General features: G+C 66.0%; 13 protein-coding genes. 4 read left to right on the top strand and 9 right to left on the bottom strand.

Translation table 11 applies throughout. The features are described 5' to 3' along the window. The first annotated feature begins 165 nt into the window (after positions 1-165). Together ACK4SG_RS04775 and ACK4SG_RS04770 are read left to right on the top strand one after the other, a co-directional pair. Positions 166-2,304 carry a TonB-dependent receptor gene (locus tag ACK4SG_RS04775; protein ID WP_409600240.1) on the top strand — a complete coding sequence of 713 codons (2,139 nt, stop codon included), beginning with the start codon at positions 166-168 and terminating at the stop codon, positions 2,302-2,304. A gap of 5 nt (positions 2,305-2,309) precedes the next feature. Then, complete coding sequence (locus tag ACK4SG_RS04770) at positions 2,310-2,936, top strand: PepSY-associated TM helix domain-containing protein (protein WP_409600238.1); 627 nt, start codon at positions 2,310-2,312, stop codon at positions 2,934-2,936. Between the two features lie 145 nt (positions 2,937-3,081). Here the strand turns inward: ACK4SG_RS04770 and ACK4SG_RS04765 are convergent, their stop codons facing one another. Continuing rightward, positions 3,082-3,687 (bottom strand): HutD family protein, encoded by a 606-nt coding sequence (locus tag ACK4SG_RS04765; RefSeq protein ID WP_409600236.1) that lies wholly within the window; start codon positions 3,685-3,687, stop codon positions 3,082-3,084. Between the two features lie 32 nt (positions 3,688-3,719). After that, the gene (locus tag ACK4SG_RS04760) at positions 3,720-4,127 is read right to left on the bottom strand and encodes a ComEA family DNA-binding protein (protein WP_409600717.1); all 408 of its coding nucleotides are present in this window, start codon (positions 4,125-4,127) and stop codon (positions 3,720-3,722) included. A 156-nt stretch (positions 4,128-4,283) separates the two neighbouring features. On the opposite strand from ACK4SG_RS04760, the gene ACK4SG_RS04755 reads away from it, so the two are divergent. Then, complete coding sequence (locus ACK4SG_RS04755) at positions 4,284-5,792, top strand: M20 family metallopeptidase (protein ID WP_409600715.1); 1,509 nt, start codon at positions 4,284-4,286, stop codon at positions 5,790-5,792. A gap of 78 nt (positions 5,793-5,870) precedes the next feature. Here the strand turns inward: ACK4SG_RS04755 and ACK4SG_RS04750 are convergent, their stop codons facing one another. The 6 genes from ACK4SG_RS04750 to ACK4SG_RS04725 all read right to left on the bottom strand — a co-directional run bounded on the left by ACK4SG_RS04750 (position 5,871) and on the right by ACK4SG_RS04725 (position 12,485). Next, entirely contained in the window at positions 5,871-6,266 is a 396-nt protein-coding gene (locus ACK4SG_RS04750; protein ID WP_409600234.1) for a type IV pilin protein, read from the bottom strand. 29 nt (positions 6,267-6,295) lie between these two features. Then, positions 6,296-9,937 carry a PilC/PilY family type IV pilus protein gene (locus ACK4SG_RS04745; RefSeq protein ID WP_409600232.1) on the bottom strand — a complete coding sequence of 1,214 codons (3,642 nt, stop codon included), beginning with the start codon at positions 9,935-9,937 and terminating at the stop codon, positions 6,296-6,298. Positions 9,938-10,034: 97 nt separating this feature from the next. After that, a complete protein-coding gene (locus ACK4SG_RS04740) occupies positions 10,035-10,601 on the bottom strand; it encodes a PilX N-terminal domain-containing pilus assembly protein (protein WP_409600230.1) in 567 nt (188 codons plus the stop codon). Continuing rightward, complete coding sequence (locus ACK4SG_RS04735; RefSeq protein ID WP_409600228.1) at positions 10,598-11,479, bottom strand: PilW family protein; 882 nt, start codon at positions 11,477-11,479, stop codon at positions 10,598-10,600. Before ACK4SG_RS04735 ends, ACK4SG_RS04740 begins: the two co-directional genes overlap by 4 nt. Beyond that, on the bottom strand, positions 11,476-11,895 hold the full coding sequence (pilV, locus tag ACK4SG_RS04730) for a type IV pilus modification protein PilV (protein WP_409600226.1): 420 nt from the start codon (positions 11,893-11,895) through the stop codon (positions 11,476-11,478). Before pilV ends, ACK4SG_RS04735 begins: the two co-directional genes overlap by 4 nt. A 59-nt stretch (positions 11,896-11,954) precedes the next feature. Then, positions 11,955-12,485: a GspH/FimT family pseudopilin gene (locus ACK4SG_RS04725; protein ID WP_409600224.1), complete on the bottom strand. Its 531-nt coding sequence runs from the start codon at positions 12,483-12,485 to the stop codon at positions 11,955-11,957. A 186-nt stretch (positions 12,486-12,671) separates the two neighbouring features. On the opposite strand from ACK4SG_RS04725, the gene ACK4SG_RS04720 reads away from it, so the two are divergent. Further along, the gene (locus ACK4SG_RS04720) at positions 12,672-13,688 is read left to right on the top strand and encodes a sensor histidine kinase (protein ID WP_409600222.1); all 1,017 of its coding nucleotides are present in this window, start codon (positions 12,672-12,674) and stop codon (positions 13,686-13,688) included. 100 nt (positions 13,689-13,788) lie between these two features. On the opposite strand, the gene ppnN is transcribed toward ACK4SG_RS04720, so the two are convergent. Then, complete coding sequence (gene ppnN / locus ACK4SG_RS04715; protein WP_409600713.1) at positions 13,789-15,168, bottom strand: nucleotide 5'-monophosphate nucleosidase PpnN; 1,380 nt, start codon at positions 15,166-15,168, stop codon at positions 13,789-13,791. Positions 15,169-15,268: the final 100 nt, after the last annotated feature.

Here is a 15,268-nt window from a genome sequence, read left to right as displayed (position 1 = left end):
TCCCCCCGGCCCTGCAGGCGCGGGCAACCGCCCGTCCGACCTGCGGTTCCGCAATCAATGCGGCAACCGCCGTCTGGATTGGCTGTCTCGTTGTTGTAAATGCGAATTGTTCGCATTATCATGCGCAAGACGCAGCGCCGCTGCCCTTTCGCCTTCGAGGAACCCATGTCCCCGCACGTTTCGCCGTCCCAGCCCCACCCTTCCCTGGCCCCGCTCGCCTTGGCCATCGGCCTTGTCCTTGGCGCGCCCGCGTTGGCAGGCGAAGTCTCTGCCGATGACGCCAAGCGGGATCCGGCCAAGGACGTGGACGCCGTGATCGTGGTCGGCCAGCGCTACCTGCCCGATTACCAGGTGCGTAAGACGCGCGGGGCCACCAAGACCGACACCCCGCTGCTGGACGTGCCGCAGGCGGTGACCGTGGTGACCGACAAGCTGGTGGCCGACCAGGCCGTCACCAGCCTCAACGACACCTTCCGCTACATGCCCGGCGTCGGCACCGCACAGGGCGAAGGCAACCGCGACACCCCGGTGATGCGCGGCATCAGCTCCACCGGCGACTTCTACGTGGACGGCATCCGCGACGACGTGCAGTACTACCGCGACGTCTACAACCTGGAGCGCGTGGAGGCTTTGAAAGGCCCCAGCGCGATGATCTTCGGCCGCGGCGGCAGCGGCGGTGTGATCAATCGCGTCACCAAGCTGGCCGACGGCATGAACCACCGCAGCGGCACGCTGCAATTCGGCTCCCACCTGCGTCGGCGCGGCACCGTGGATTTCGGGCAGGGGTTCGGCGAGTCCGCCGGCTTCCGCCTCAATGCGATGGTCGAGGATTCCGAGACCTTCCGCGATGACACCTCCCTCAAGCGGTACGGCGTGAACCCCTCGTTCAATGTCGACCTCGGCGATGCCACCCGGCTGGTGCTGGCCTACGAGCGCTTCCACGACGACCGCACCGCCGACCGCGGGGTGCCTTCCTTCCAAGGACGCCCGGTGGACACCGACCCGGCGACGTTCTTTGGCAACCCGAAGCTCAGCCGGACCGAAGCCGACGTGGACGCCTTCGACGCCATCGTCGACCACGCCTTCGGCGAAGGCTTGACCCTCCGCAACCACCTGCGCTGGGCCGATTACGACAAGTACTATCAGAACGTGTTTCCCAGCGCGGTGGACGCCACTGGCACGCTGGTGACGCTGGCCGGGTACCGCTCCGATACGACACGCCGCAACCTGTTCAACCAGACCGATCTGGTGTGGGACGTGCGCAGCGGCGGCCTGAAGCACACGGTACTGGCGGGCATCGAACTGGGCCGGCAAGTGACCGACAACTTCCGCCGCACCGGCTATTTCGCCCCCGGCACGAACATCGTCCCGCTCAGCCATCCGAACGTGGACGTCGCGGTGGAGTTCCGCCAGAGCCAGACCGATGCCGACAACCACGGCGTGGCCCGCACCTCGGCGTTGTACGTGCAGGACCAGATCGAGTTCTCGCCGCGGTGGCAGGCCATCCTCGGCGTGCGCTACGACGACTTCCGGGTGGACCTGCGCAACAACCGCAACGGGCAGACATTCCGCAGCCAGGATGGCATGGTCTCGCCGCGCGCCGGTCTGGTCTACAAGCCGGTCGGGAACGTGTCGCTCTACGCCAGCCTGAGCAAGGCCTTCCAGCCGCGCGCAGGGGACCAGCTCGCATCGCTCAACGCCAGCAATGCCTCGCTTGAGCCCGAAAGCTTCCGCAACCGCGAGATCGGCGCGAAGTGGGACATCCGCAAGGACCTGCAGGCCAGCGTGGCCATCTATCGACTGGATCGCAGCAACGTGGCGGTCACCGACCCCGCCGACGCCACCAGGCTGCTGCTGGTGGACGGCCAGTACACCGAAGGCGTGGAAATCGGCCTGGCCGGCCGCCTGACGGACCGCTGGCAGGTGATGGGGGGCTATGCCTGGCAGACGGGTGAACTGACCGCCACGCAATCGGCCACTGCACTCAAGGGCAACCGGCTGGCGCAACTGCCACGGCAGTCTGCCTCGCTGTGGAACCGCTACGACTTCAACGACCGCTTCGGCGCCGGGCTGGGAGTCGTGTACCGGGGTGCGATCTTCGCCAACGTCGACAACGCCGTTACCCTGCCGGCCTTCACCCGCGTGGACGCAGCGGTGTATTGGACCGTCACGCCGTCCGTACAGCTGCAGCTCAACGTCGAAAATCTGGGCAACACCCGCTATTTCGCCAGCGCCCACAGCAACAGCAACATCAGCCCCGGCGCACCCCGCAGCGCCTGGGTGACCGTCAACTTCCGCTATTGATTCCCATGGACAACCGCAGTTCCCCACGCCGCGCCAACATCGCCTACCGGTGGATTCGCCAACTGCACGTGTGGGTGGGCGCCTGGGGTGCCCTGGCCGCGATCCTGTACGGGTTCACCGGGCTGGTGATGAACCATCGCTTCGGTGATGGTGCCTGGCCACAGGGTGACAGCCGCGACACCGGGCGCGTCGCGCTGGCCATCCCGGCCGAGGCCCGGGCGACCCCCGAGCAGCTGTCGCTGTGGCTGCGCGACCACCAGCAGCTGGACGCCCAGGTCATCCGCAAGGGCGGCCCGGGCGGTAGCGAGGGCAAGCCAGCACCGAAATGGACGCTGAGCGGCGGCACCGCAGGCAGGTCGTGGATGGTGGAATACACCCCAGGCAGTCCCCACGCCACCCTCAAGCGCAGCGAGCACTCTCCGCTGGCTGCGGTGAACCGGCTGCACAAGGCGGTGGGCGGCGGCGTGTTCTGGGTTCTGCTGGCGGACAGCTTCGCTATCGGCATGCTGCTGCTGGGCGTGTCCGGCATCTGGATGTGGGCGCGGGGCCGAAGCGCACGGGACATGCTGTTCAGCGTGATGGGCCTGTCCACGGCCGTCTTCGTGGCGGTGCTGGGGCTGGCGCTGGCCTGAGCGCCACGCCGCGCGAGCGGCTCGACGCGGCTCCAAAAAACAGGTGCGGCACATCCCTGTGCCGCAGCGGCGTCATTTCCATCGACGCCGCCTTTGACCTGAAAACCCCAGGGGTGGGGGTTGAGCAAAGCCACGCCGGCTTTGCTCAACGCTCGCCCCGCTCCTCCACGCGCACCAGCAGTGCCTCGCCGGCGCCATCGACCGCATACCGCGCACGTCGCCGGTTGGCACGCAGCACGGCGGTATCCCCGGTTTCGAGGCGCCCCAACCCGCTTTCCTCCGAGAACCGCGCGTGTCCCGACAGCAGGTGGAACACCCAGGTTTCGCCAGGCTCGACGAACAAGACCATCGCGCCCGCCAGCGGCCTGCACCACAGGCGCGCGTCCACTTCGTCGCGCTTCCACATGACATTGAAGTCACGACTGGGCCCGTCCAGCAGTTGCGCCTGCAGCGGGTGTTCACCAGCGAAGCGCAGCGATCCGCGCGGTGGGGACAGCGTCTGGGTCACGCCGTCTTCGAAACACAGGCGCATGCCGTTTCCCGCCAGCAGCATCAGTTCGCGCTCGACGCCCGGATATACGGAGAACGGGCCGTCCGCCTCCACCTCGGCGATCGACAGGCGCCAGCGCCAGTCGTCGCTGTCCGGCACGCGCAGGAGCTCCGTGGTCCAGCCTGCGCCGTTCTTCCAGCGCATCCGGCGGTAGTCCTGCGCGCGCAGGAGGGTGGCGTGCTGCGGCGATGACTCCGTCATCGCCGCAGTGTCGTCAGTCTGGCAGGGGCTGTTCACCGGCGCACGACCTGCTGCGGGACGGGCTTGGCTGCGGCCGCCTTCGGCGCAACGCGCGGGGCACCGACGGTGATGCGGTCGCGGTTCTTCTCGACCGTCTTCAGGCCGATGCCGCGCACCAGCGCCAGCTGCTCCGGGCTGCGGAAGGCACCGTTGGCCTTGCGGTAATCGACAATGGCCTGGGCTTTGGCCGGGCCGACGTTCACCAGCACGCGGTCGATGGTCGCGGCGTCCGCGGTGTTGATGTTGACGGACTCGCCGGCAATGGCCGCACCGGCCAGGGCGAAGAAGAGGACGATCGGGGACAGCAGGGTGGTCAGCGACTTCATGGCAGGACTCCTCGTGATGGGATGGATGGCCGGAGCACGCTTGCGATCCGGTACCTGCAGATTGCCCATCGCGATGGAGGCAGCCTATCGGCGGGGCGCCCGGGACGCGTCGGGAATTTCCCCCACATCCGGGTAGGAAAAATCTGATCCTGATGCCGCCCGCGAAGCCGGCACTCACATCGACGGCGCTACAATGCAGGCTTGCGCTTCTCCAGGGACACCAACGCCACCATGCACGCCTCCCCACTCGATGCCAGCCAGATCCGTGATTTCGTCGGGAGCAAGTGGGACACGGACATCGTCCCCCAGCTGGTGGAGTACATCCGCATCCCCAACAAGTCACCGATGTTCGATGCCGACTGGGTCGCGCACGGGCACATGGATCGCGCGGTGTCGCTGATGGAGACCTGGGCGAAGGCGCAACCGATCCCCGGCATGCAGGTCGAGGTGGTGCGCCTGGAGGGCCGCACGCCGCTGATCTTCATCGACATCCCGGCCGCCAACGGTGGCCGCAACGACGACTGCGTGCTGCTCTACGGCCACCTGGACAAGCAGCCGGAAATGACCGGCTGGGACGCAGGCAAGGGCCCGTGGGAGCCGGTGCTGGAAGGCGACCGCCTGTACGGCCGTGGCGGTGCCGACGATGGCTACGCGATCTTCGGCTCGCTGACCGCGATCATGGCGCTGCAGGCGCAGGGCGCGGCGCATGCGCGCTGCGTGGTGGTGATCGAAGCCTGCGAGGAGTCCGGCAGCTACGACCTGCCCTTCTACGTCGACCATCTGGCGGATCGCATCGGCAAGCCGTCGCTGGTGGTCTGCCTGGATTCCGGCTGCGGCAACTACGAGCAGCTCTGGTGCACCACCTCGCTGCGCGGCCTGGCAGGCGGCAACCTGACGGTCAAGGTGCTGTCGGAAGGGGTCCACTCCGGCGACGCCTCCGGCATCGTGCCGTCCAGCTTCCGCATCATCCGCGACCTGCTCTCCCGCATCGAGGACGAGGACACCGGCCGCATCCTGATCGACGACATGCACGTCGAGATCCCCGCCGAGCGCAAGGCGCAGGCCGCCAAGGTGGCCGAGGTGCTGGGCGACGAGGTGTTCGACAAGTTCCCGTTCCTGCCCGGCATGACGCCGATGGACGCGGATCGCACCGAGCTGGTGCTCAACCGCACCTGGCGCCCGGCCCTGTCGATCACCGGCGTGGACGGTATTCCGCCGCTGGCTTCGGCAGGCAACGTGCTGCGCCCGTTCACCTCGCTCAAGTTGAGCCTGCGCCTGCCGCCAACCCTCGACGGCAAGCGCGGCGGCGAGCTGCTGCAGGAAGCGCTGCTGCGCGACCCGCCCTACGGCGCCCAGGTCAGTCTGACGCTGGAAAAGGCCAGCACCGGCTGGAACGCCCCGGCCCTGGCGCCGTGGCTGGAAGGCGCCATCGAGCAGTCCAGCCAGGAGTTCTTCGGCAAGCCGGCCATGTACATGGGGGAAGGCGGCACGATCCCCTTCATGGGCATGCTGGGCGAGAAGTTCCCCGGCGCCCAGTTCATGATCACCGGCGTGCTGGGCCCGCATTCCAACGCCCACGGCCCCAACGAGTTCCTGCACATCCCGATGGGCAAGGCGGTCACCGCCTGCGTTGCCCGCGTGGTGGCCGAGCACCATGCCGCCAGCCTGCGCGGCGAAACCACGGGCGTGGCGGCCGCGGCGGGGAATTCGTATGAAGGCACGCGACACGGGTGCTGCTGAAAAACCTCCAGCCTCCTGTCTCCAGAAGCGACAAGCCCGCCAAACGGCGGGCTTGTCGCTTTCAGGAACGCGTGCTGCCTACCAGCAACCTGAGGTGGAAGGACTTTTCACCCCGGCCTGATCCAGGCTCAGTGTGCCGCAGGAGTCACCGCTCTGCTTGCCCTTCGGCACAGCCGACACCGTATAGGTCTTGGCCGCCACATTGCGCGAGAACGTGTAGAACCCCAGGGTATCCGGCTCGCAGACGGCCGTGAGCGTTCCGATTGCGGGCGCGGCGGCATAGCTCAAGTCGGTTGTGTACACGCGCTCCAGCCGCTGGGACACCGCCACCAGACAGGCCTCACCGGCCGCACGCCGTGTCTTGCGCTGGTGTTCGACGTAGGAAGGCAAGGCGATGCTGGCCAGGATGCCGATGATGGCCACCACCACCATCAGCTCGATCAGGCTGAAACCGGACTCACGGGAAGCGCGCATGGGCTGATCCTCGTCAAATGTCATCGTGTTCAATCGTTGCGGATTTCACGCCAGGAAACCCGCTGCCACGACATGATCTGCTTGCCGAAGCTGCCCGCGCCGGCACCCGCGCTGCCGTCCACAACACCGACGCCAGGCAGCAGCACCGGCCTTGTGGGCATGCCGACGCCAAGATTGACCGACCCGACGGGGTGGCCCCCCGCGTCGGTGTCATCGGTACTCCCGTTCTTGTCCAGATCGAAGTACGACTTGCCGCCGCTGGTGCCGGTGAAGGCGTCGATGGCGTTGAGATAGCCGGAGCCCGAGGCATCGCAGGCATCCCCCTCGGGAATCATGCTGGCCGACACCATGAAGTTGTTGTCGATCTGCACGTCCTGGATGATGCGCTCGCCCTTGCCGGGCAGGTCCACATACCACCCCTTCGAGGTCCCAGGCAATGCCGCCTTGTTCTCGAAGTAGCGGTAGTCGCCCGAGACGGTGATGCTCCTCGCGGTCAGGTTGGAGCGGGTGTAGGAGCCGCCGTCGTCCATGAAGCCGTACATGCTCTGGGCAAACGGGGTCTTGTCGTCGGCGTCAGGAGTGGTCATGTAGCGGCCCGTGCCGAAGAAGATCCAGCGCTTGTTGGTTGCGGTGTCGATGGCCGAGGCCAGACCGCCGGTGATCGGCTGCGGAGTCCCCGCCGTTTTTTCGGCATGGAAGATCTTGGTGGCAGTCCAGGCCGACGGGGTGGAGGAGCGCAAGTCGAACTTCCAGATGTTGCCCTGCATGTCGCCCGCATAGGCATAGATCAACGTCTTGCCGTCGGCGGCATACACACCCAGCGGCGCAAACAGGCCGTTGTTGGTGGTGCTGTCGGTGGGAACCTCACGGATCACCGTGCCATCCGACAGGTTCATCACCACCAGGACGGCCTTGTCATTGGTGCTGTTGGGGCCATTGCCCAGCACCACGGCGGGAACCGGCGAGCCATTGCGAACCTGGGCCAGGATGGGCGCGCCCACCACGTTGCCCATGTTATTGCCCGATGTGTCCTTGCGCTCCCACTTGAAATTGCTGGCGCCAAACGCCGCCGGATTGCTGACATCCAACGCATACAGCCCCTTGCCGCCGCGCCCCAGCGTGCCCACCAGGATGTTCTGCCCCGGGGTCAGGCTGCGCGGGCTGACCACCACCGGCCCATCGACAAAGAACTTGTGGTCATAGTCGCCGCGGCTGAGCTGCTTGAGACCGGAGAAATTGAGGATGTTGGGGACGTAGGCGAACAGTTCCTGCCCGTTGGCAGCATCGAAGGCGTGCAGCATGCCGTCGTTGGCGCCCACGTACACCGTTCCCGCGACGGTGCCATCGCCAGCCGCACCGCCCTGCACATAGGCAGGGGAGGAGTTGACGATGTCCCCCAGCACGGTGGTCGGGCGGTTGCGCAGGTTGCTGGCGCCGTTGCGCTCCTCCCTGCTGGCATCGCCCTTGATGTAGGCGGCGTTCTGGGCGCCGGTGGCCTCATAGTTGGCAGGGCCGACCCCGCTGTTGTCCAGCGCGGCGACCTGCTGCGAGGTCGGGAACGTGGCGCCACTGGTGCCAGCCTGCCCCACCGTGCCGCTGGCAGTGAAGACCTTGCGGCTGCCGACGGCCGGGATGCTGGCGGTCCAACTGAGCGCGCCCACGCCGGTGCGGCTGACCGCCTGCGCTTTCACGCTGCCTGTCCAGACCCCGGAGACATAGCTTGCCGAGAACACCTGCGCGCCGGTATTGAGCGAGGTGGAATTGGTGGTGACGTTGGAGAACGAGCTGGTGCGCTGAGTGATGGCCGCCAGCGCCTTGTTCAGGCCCTCCGCGAACGCGTCGGGGCTGGTGGCCGGGGTGAACTCGCCACGGCCGTTGACGGCCGCATGCAGCAGGTCGTCCAGACGCTTGGCATTATCGGTTCCGGGATTGGCGGTATCGGGGTCCGGCCAGGTGTCGCCCCCCGTCAAGGCTGTGGTGGCTTCGGCCACGCTGCCCCAGCCTTTCGTGGTTTTCAGACCAAGCGCCAGGGTAAAGGTCACCATGTGCTGCCAGAATGCCGGGTCGGCATCGCTGGTGGGCACATTGTTGTTATTCGGGTTGCTGGCATTGCCCATGTAGTTTTCGGTGCGCAGATCGGTCTTCCAATATTTCATGGCAACATCGGCCAGGGTATTGGTGTACCCGTCCTGGTAGGGCGCCGCCGGGGTGTAGGTATAACTTTTTCCGCCCGCCCCCTTGATCAGACTGCCGGCCGTACCGTCCGCATTGCCACTGGCGACGGTTGCGCTATTCCAATACCCGTCCGTGGTCAGAATGGTGAAATTCTGGCGGCAGGACAGCTGATCTGAACCAGACTCCGGCCCATACGGCCCCGCGGCATCCGTGCGCATGAAATATTTCCCGGCATCATCGAGTGCCTTCTGCAGGGGCGTCCCGTTACTGGCATAGGACATGAACAATCTATTGAACCAGGTGCTGCGGCTGGTGGTCGTTGGACTGGTGCTGTCGATGAACCTGCCGTCATTGCCATCATTGACAGGGATATCGAAAGTATTGCGGTTCCAGATGGTCCTAAAACCCACCCTGACCTTGTTGCCCAACCCGCCAAAGGCCTCGGCAGCGCCGGCCTTGGCAGACTTGATGCGGGTGCGGTGGTACGAATACCAGGTGGCGAAGTTGCCCGTTTCTGCCGCCACCGTGCGTCCGGTCGGCGTCGCCGACGTGCAATTGATCCAGCCCCAGGCGCCATTAGGGTCGCCATCGCAGCTGTTTGTCACCAAATAGGTGACGGTCAGCGTCGCGCCCGAGAAGTTGTTTTTTCCGTACAACCCGACGTTTATTACTGTTCCGGGATTATTGACCGTACAGTTTTCATTATTGTTGCCGCCTGTTGATTTGCAATCGAAACTGGATGCCGTCGGATTGCTGCTCTTTCTCAGATACAGATCCAGGTTGCCAGTCCCGCCACTGGTTTTCGCCGTGACCGACGCGACATTCGCAGGCAGCGCCACGGAATAATAAACCCATTTATTTTTATTGGCCGACTGCCCGGTCTTGGGGAATCCGGCAGCGGTGTTACCGATTTCCACCACCTGCCCGTACTCCGCACGCACCACATCCGCCCCCCCGGCTGGAATCTGGTAGCGGTAGTAGTTGTCCACCGTGGAAAGGTAAGACGTGCTGGTGTTGCTGGGGTCTTTGGGAACGTAGAACGTCTGTGTCTTGCTCGAAAGATTTTTGCTGCCCCCGTTGGTGCCGGCAGGAGCATACGTGACATAGTCATTACTGCTGTAGGCGTCGGTGTACGACGTGCCTCCCGACATCCGGTTGCCGTCCGGCTGCAGCCAGGTCTGGTAGTTTGTGTACGGGTTGTAATACAACGTGTTGGTCACGTAGTTCTGCATGTACATCCGGGTGCTGCCGGTGCTTTCCGGCGTGATGCTAGTCCCCGTGCTGACACCATTTGCATCGGGCGTGCTGCTGAAACTACCTGAGCCAGTAATTTGGGAAATGGATTGGCTGTTGATATTGGCCCAAGCCATCGACCCGGAATCATCCAGAATGAACAGGATGTTTGGCGCCACGCGGTTGCCGGTGGTCAACGGCTGATCCGGGATCGTGATGCCCGCGCTGACCGGCAAAGCCAGCAGGGTGACCATGAACGCCATCGGCGCAGTCCACCAGGGGCGAGTACCGGGACGGAGTTGACGCGGGGCGGGGGAACTCTTGCGCTTCATGGGAAACCTCACTGCCGATGCAGATGGATCAACGGCTGACGATATTGGCCTGCAGCACCACTTCCGCCACACCCGCGGTGCGGCCGCGGGCGGTGACGCGGAACATGGGGCGCTGACACTGGTAATTGGAGACGGCGGCGGTGGTCTCGCACACACCCTGCAGCGTGGAGCCCTTGCCGGTCCCCAGGTACTCGATGGTGTAGGTGGAGTGCCCATCCGGTGCGGTCTTGGCCACCGGCGTCTCCGCCGGCACCACCGTCTGGTCGCAGATGCCGTCGGTTGCACAGGTGACGGGTTTACCTTCGGCGCGCATTTCCGTCAGGGTCTTGCCGTACTGCAGGTCGTCGATGGCGGGGTTGCCCAGCACGTCCTGCTGTGCCACCCGCAATGCCGCCTCGGCCGCCTGGAAGGCCAGATTGCGGTCGCGCAGATTGGCGCTCATGCGCTCCTGCATGGCCGAACTGCGCAGCACGGCGACGCCCAGCACCGACATCACCACCAGCAGGATCAGCACAATGACCAGCGACACGCCGCGCTGACGGCCCGCCCCTGCAACGGCCTTGCGGTGGGAAAAGACGATCAGGTGCCTGTTCACGGCGTGCGGCTCCTCAAGCTGATGACATTGGAAACGTTGCGCGTCACCGATTTGTTGTCGACCTGGTTGGTGCCGGTCAACGTCATGTTCACCCGCACCGCCACCACGTCAGGCCAATTGGCAGGCGTGGCCGTATAGGTGTTGGAACCGTTCTGGCGGTAGGTAAAGCCCAGCGCGGTCACCCCTTCCGCCACCTGCTGCCCGGCGGCGCCATTGCGCGAGACATACAGGCCGTTGCCGGCGCGGTACCAGCGCACATTGCGGAAGCGGGACAGCATCACGGTGGCCGGCGGCGCCATCGGATCAAGATTCATCGCCACCGGCGTTGCGGGGGTGAAGGACACGCTGGTCGGCGATACGGCGGTGGCCGTCACGACGTAGAGCTGGTTGGCGTTGCACAGAATCAGTTTGTCGCCCGCCTTGAAGGCTTCGGTTGCATCGGCGATCTGGGCGGAATCCAGCGTGATGCTGCTGGTGGTGGCCGCGGTGATGCGGTAGGCGGTGTCGTCCCCGGACGCCACCACCAGCTCGGTACCGGCGGGGGCCCCGTTATCGCCCACCGGTGCGGTCAACAGCAGGGTTTCATCCGCGTTGAGGGTGTGCTCGTCATTGGGGCGCGCAAGGTTGGAGCAGGCGGTGCCGCCCGCGGCCCGCAGATCGCGGGAGATCAGTTCGTAGGCAACCCGTGCGCTCTCCTGGATGCGATTCAAGCCCTCGTTGGCCTGGAAACTGCGCTGGTTGGACTGGAACACGGCAAACGCGGCGCCCATCACCAGCAGGCCCAGCACCATGGCGATCATCAGCTCGATCAAGCCGAAGCCCTGTGCATGGATGGCACGACGCCCAAGCGCGCGCCCAGTGCGACGAAGCGAACTCATATCCGTGCCCTCGTCTCGACCATGCGCGCTGCGCCGCCCTGGTCGCTGCCGGCGCGCGAATCGTCCCAATACACCCGGACCTGGCAGTTCCCGGGGCAACCCGTGATCTCACCGCAGGTGGTGGTGTCCGCCGGACCTGAGCCTATGGTGGACTTCATGGCATTGATCCAGTCGATCTGATCATTGGCACGCGTATCGCTGCCGGCAATGGCCGCCGCGCTGCAGGTCTTGCCAATGTTGTAGTTGGCCGTGGGATTGGCGCGCATTGCCTCGATGATGGAATTGGCCTGCATCACCGCCTGGCTGCTTTCCAGGGAACCTTGGCCGCCGCGCAACGCCAGCGACTGCATGGCGGCGATGCCCAGCAGACCCACCGCCAGAATCAATACGGAAACCAGCACTTCGATCATGCTCATTCCCCGCATTTCCGCGCGCCCCAAGCGTGCAGCGACGAGGGTTGTGGCTCTGTTCCGGATCATGGGCATGCTCCACCACCATTGACCTTGGACGAAGACACGACACCGCTGATCATCACGGTGAGCGCGCGCTGGTTGTAGGTCGGGTTGCTCGTCGGCATGCACACCGTCACCACCTGCTGGGCGTCGATCAGCCCGGAGGGCTTGAACACGATTCCCGCCGCCGGGCCGCTGATTTGCACGTTGCCTGCGACACTGTTGTTTCGGATGACGTCGTCCACGTCGTTGACGTTGTCGTGGCCACGGATCACCCAGCCGCTCCAGCTGGTACTGCTTGCGCACGTCGAGCCGTCCGTGCTTGGGCAGACCGTCACCCGCGCATTGCGACGAACCGCCTCCGCGCGCGCCAGTTGCAGGGACGACACGAGCTCTTCCGCCTGCGCGTTCAGACGGCTGTTGTTGATCAAGGCGGTCATGCCGGGCACGGCGATCACCGCCAATATCCCGATGACCGCAACGGTCACCATCAGCTCCACCAGGGTGAAGCCATGCGACCGGATGGGCTGGGCAAGTGCGTTCTGGCGTTGCAACGGGGCACCCTCGCAATTCGGCAACCCAACCTTAACCAGGGCCGGCCCTGCCGCCCAGCAATCCCCGACGAGCGGGCCCTGGAGCGCCGCGGACGGCAGGCGGGCCCTTCGCAGGCCCTTCGACTTCGCGCGCCCGGGCCGCTACGCTGCGTGCAAGACGCGGGGCGGACCCGCGCCCACGCCCCCATGACCGACCCTGCGCACCCCCAGCAAGACCCCTTGGCCGCACTGTGGCGCCCGCCGGCACTGCTGGGCGTCGTCCTGGGTGGAGAAGCCCTGGCGGCGATTCTGGCCCTGGCCCCCGCCCAGGACAGCGACCGGCTGGTGCACTTCGGCCTGGCGTCACTGGGCATCCAGTGGGTGGCGCTTGGCACGCTGTGCGCGCTGTACCTGCTTCGCCGTCCTTTGCGGCGGCTGGCGCCCAGGCGCCTGGCCTGGGTGGGCTTGGCCCTGTTCCTGGGCATGAGCCTGCTGGTGGCCATGGCGGCCTGGAGCGTGCTGGCGATGAGCGGCGTGACGGAGGTGGGGCGGCAGGACTTTGTGCTGCGATCAGCCGCGCTGGCCCTGGTGGTGGGCCTGATCGGCCTGCTGACCTACCAGAACTACTCGCGCTCGCGCTGGCTGGCGGTGCGGGCCAAACAACTGGAGCTTGAAGCGCTGCAGGCGAGGATTCGCCCGCACTTCCTGTTCAACACGCTCAATACGGGCGCCGCGCTGGTGCATGCGCGGCCCGATGCAGCCGAACGCGTGCTGCTGGATCTGGCCGATCTGTTCCGCAGCGCGCTGCGCGGACCGCGGCTGGTTCCGCTGGCAGAGGAACTGGCGCTGACCCGGCGCTACCTCGAAATCGAGTCCCTGCGTCTGGGCGAGCGCCTGCAATTGCATTGGGACGTGCCGGAGGCCCTGCCGGACGCGCAGGTGCCGTCGCTGTCCATCCAGCCGCTGGCCGAGAATGCCATCCACCACGGCATCGAGCGGCTGCCGGCCGGCGGCCGCATGGATGTCCAGGTGCGCCCCACCGGGACGGGCATCCAGATCGTGGTGACCAATGACCTGACCGATGCCCCGGGCGAGCGACAGGGCCACGCGGTCGGCCTGGCCTCGGTGCGCGAACGCCTGCAGGCCATGACGGGCGGACGTGGCACCCTGGAAACCGCGCTGGAAGATGGGCGCTTCGTCGCGCGGGTGCTGCTGCCGGCATGATCCGTGCACCGCACGGCACCCGGTAGCCACGCGCGGGCAAAGCCGCCATGCTGCCCACCACCCCGCCAGGGAACCGGCGAGGCGACCGATTGCCGTGGCGTCAGGCCGCGACCTTGTAGCAGGGCCGGTATTCGCCGGAAATCTTCATGCGGCGCTGCTGCACGAACTCCCGCAACAGCGCGTCGAGTGCCTGCATGATGTCCGCATCGCCGTGGATCTCGAACGGCCCGTGCGCCTCGATCCGACGCATGCCGTCCTCCTTCACGTTACCGGCCACGATGCCGGAGAAAGCGCGCCGCAGGTCGGCCGCCAGTTCGTGCGGCTTGCGCCCGTGATGCAAATCCAGCGCGGCCATCGCCTCATGGGTCGGCACGAACGGCTGCTGGAACGCCAGCGGCACGTGCAGCGCCCAGTTGAAGAAAAACGAGTCCTGCTGGGCGATACGCTGCTCCTTGACCTTGCGGATGCCCGCCTCCATCCGCTTGGCCACGCGGACCGGATCGGCCACGATGATTTCGTACAGCCCGGCCGCGGCATCACCCAGGGTCAGGCGGATGAATTTGTCGATCTGCTCGAAATACGGCGCGGCACCGGTGGGGCCGGTGAGGATCAGCGGGAAACGCAGATGCGCGTTTTCCTCGCGCAGCAGGATCCCCAGCAGGTACAGGATTTCCTCGGCGGTGCCGACGCCCCCCGGGAACACGATGATGCCGTGGCCCATGCGGACAAACGCCTCCAGGCGCTTTTCGATGTCCGGCATGATCACCAAGTGGTTCACGATCGGGTTGGGCGACTCTGCCGCGATGATCCCCGGCTCGGTGATCCCGATGTAACGGCTGCGCCGCCGCCGCTGCTTGGCGTGGGCAATGGTGGCCCCCTTCATCGGCCCCTTCATGGCGCCCGGGCCGCAGCCGGTGCAGATGTCCAGCCCACGCAGGCCCAGCTCGTAGCCGACCTGCTTGGTGTACTTGTATTCCTCCTGCCCGATCGAATGTCCGCCCCAGCAGACCACCAGGTTGGGGTCGCCCGGGTGCAGCACGCGCGCATTGCGCAGCAGGCGGAACACGGCATCGGTGATGTCGGCGGACGCCTCCAGGTCGCAATTGCCGTTGAGGTCGATGGCGGTGAACGCCAGGTCGCGTACCACGGCGAACAACAGCTCGGCAACGCCCAAGATGATCTGCCCGTCCACGAACGCCATGGCCGGCGCGTTGGTCAGTTCGATGCGCACGCCGCGGTCCTGCTGCCGCACCTGGATGTCGAAATCGGGGTACAGCTCCTGCGCGGCGCGCGGGTCGTCGGACGCGCTGCCCGAGGTCAGCACGGCCAGCGCGCAGCGACGCAACAGATCGTGCAGACCGCCGGAGGACGCATCGCGCAGGCGCGCGACCTCCTCGCGCGAGAGCACGTCCAGTGCGCCGCGCGGATAGATGTGGGTGGAAACGGTGGGAAGCGTGGAAGACGAGGCCGACTGCGGCATGGGATTCGATGTGCTCATAGGCCCTGCACTTTAGCGCAGTCCCATGGCAGTCGCGCACTGCCGCGCTCTGAAAAAAACGGCCGGGTTGCCCCGGCCGTTT

The sequence above is a fragment of the Thermomonas sp. genome (assembly GCF_046293095.1).
Taxonomy (GTDB): Bacteria; Pseudomonadota; Gammaproteobacteria; order Xanthomonadales; family Xanthomonadaceae; genus Thermomonas.
Note: the sequence above shows the minus strand (reverse complement) of the source record. Positions and strands in the feature narration are given on the sequence as shown.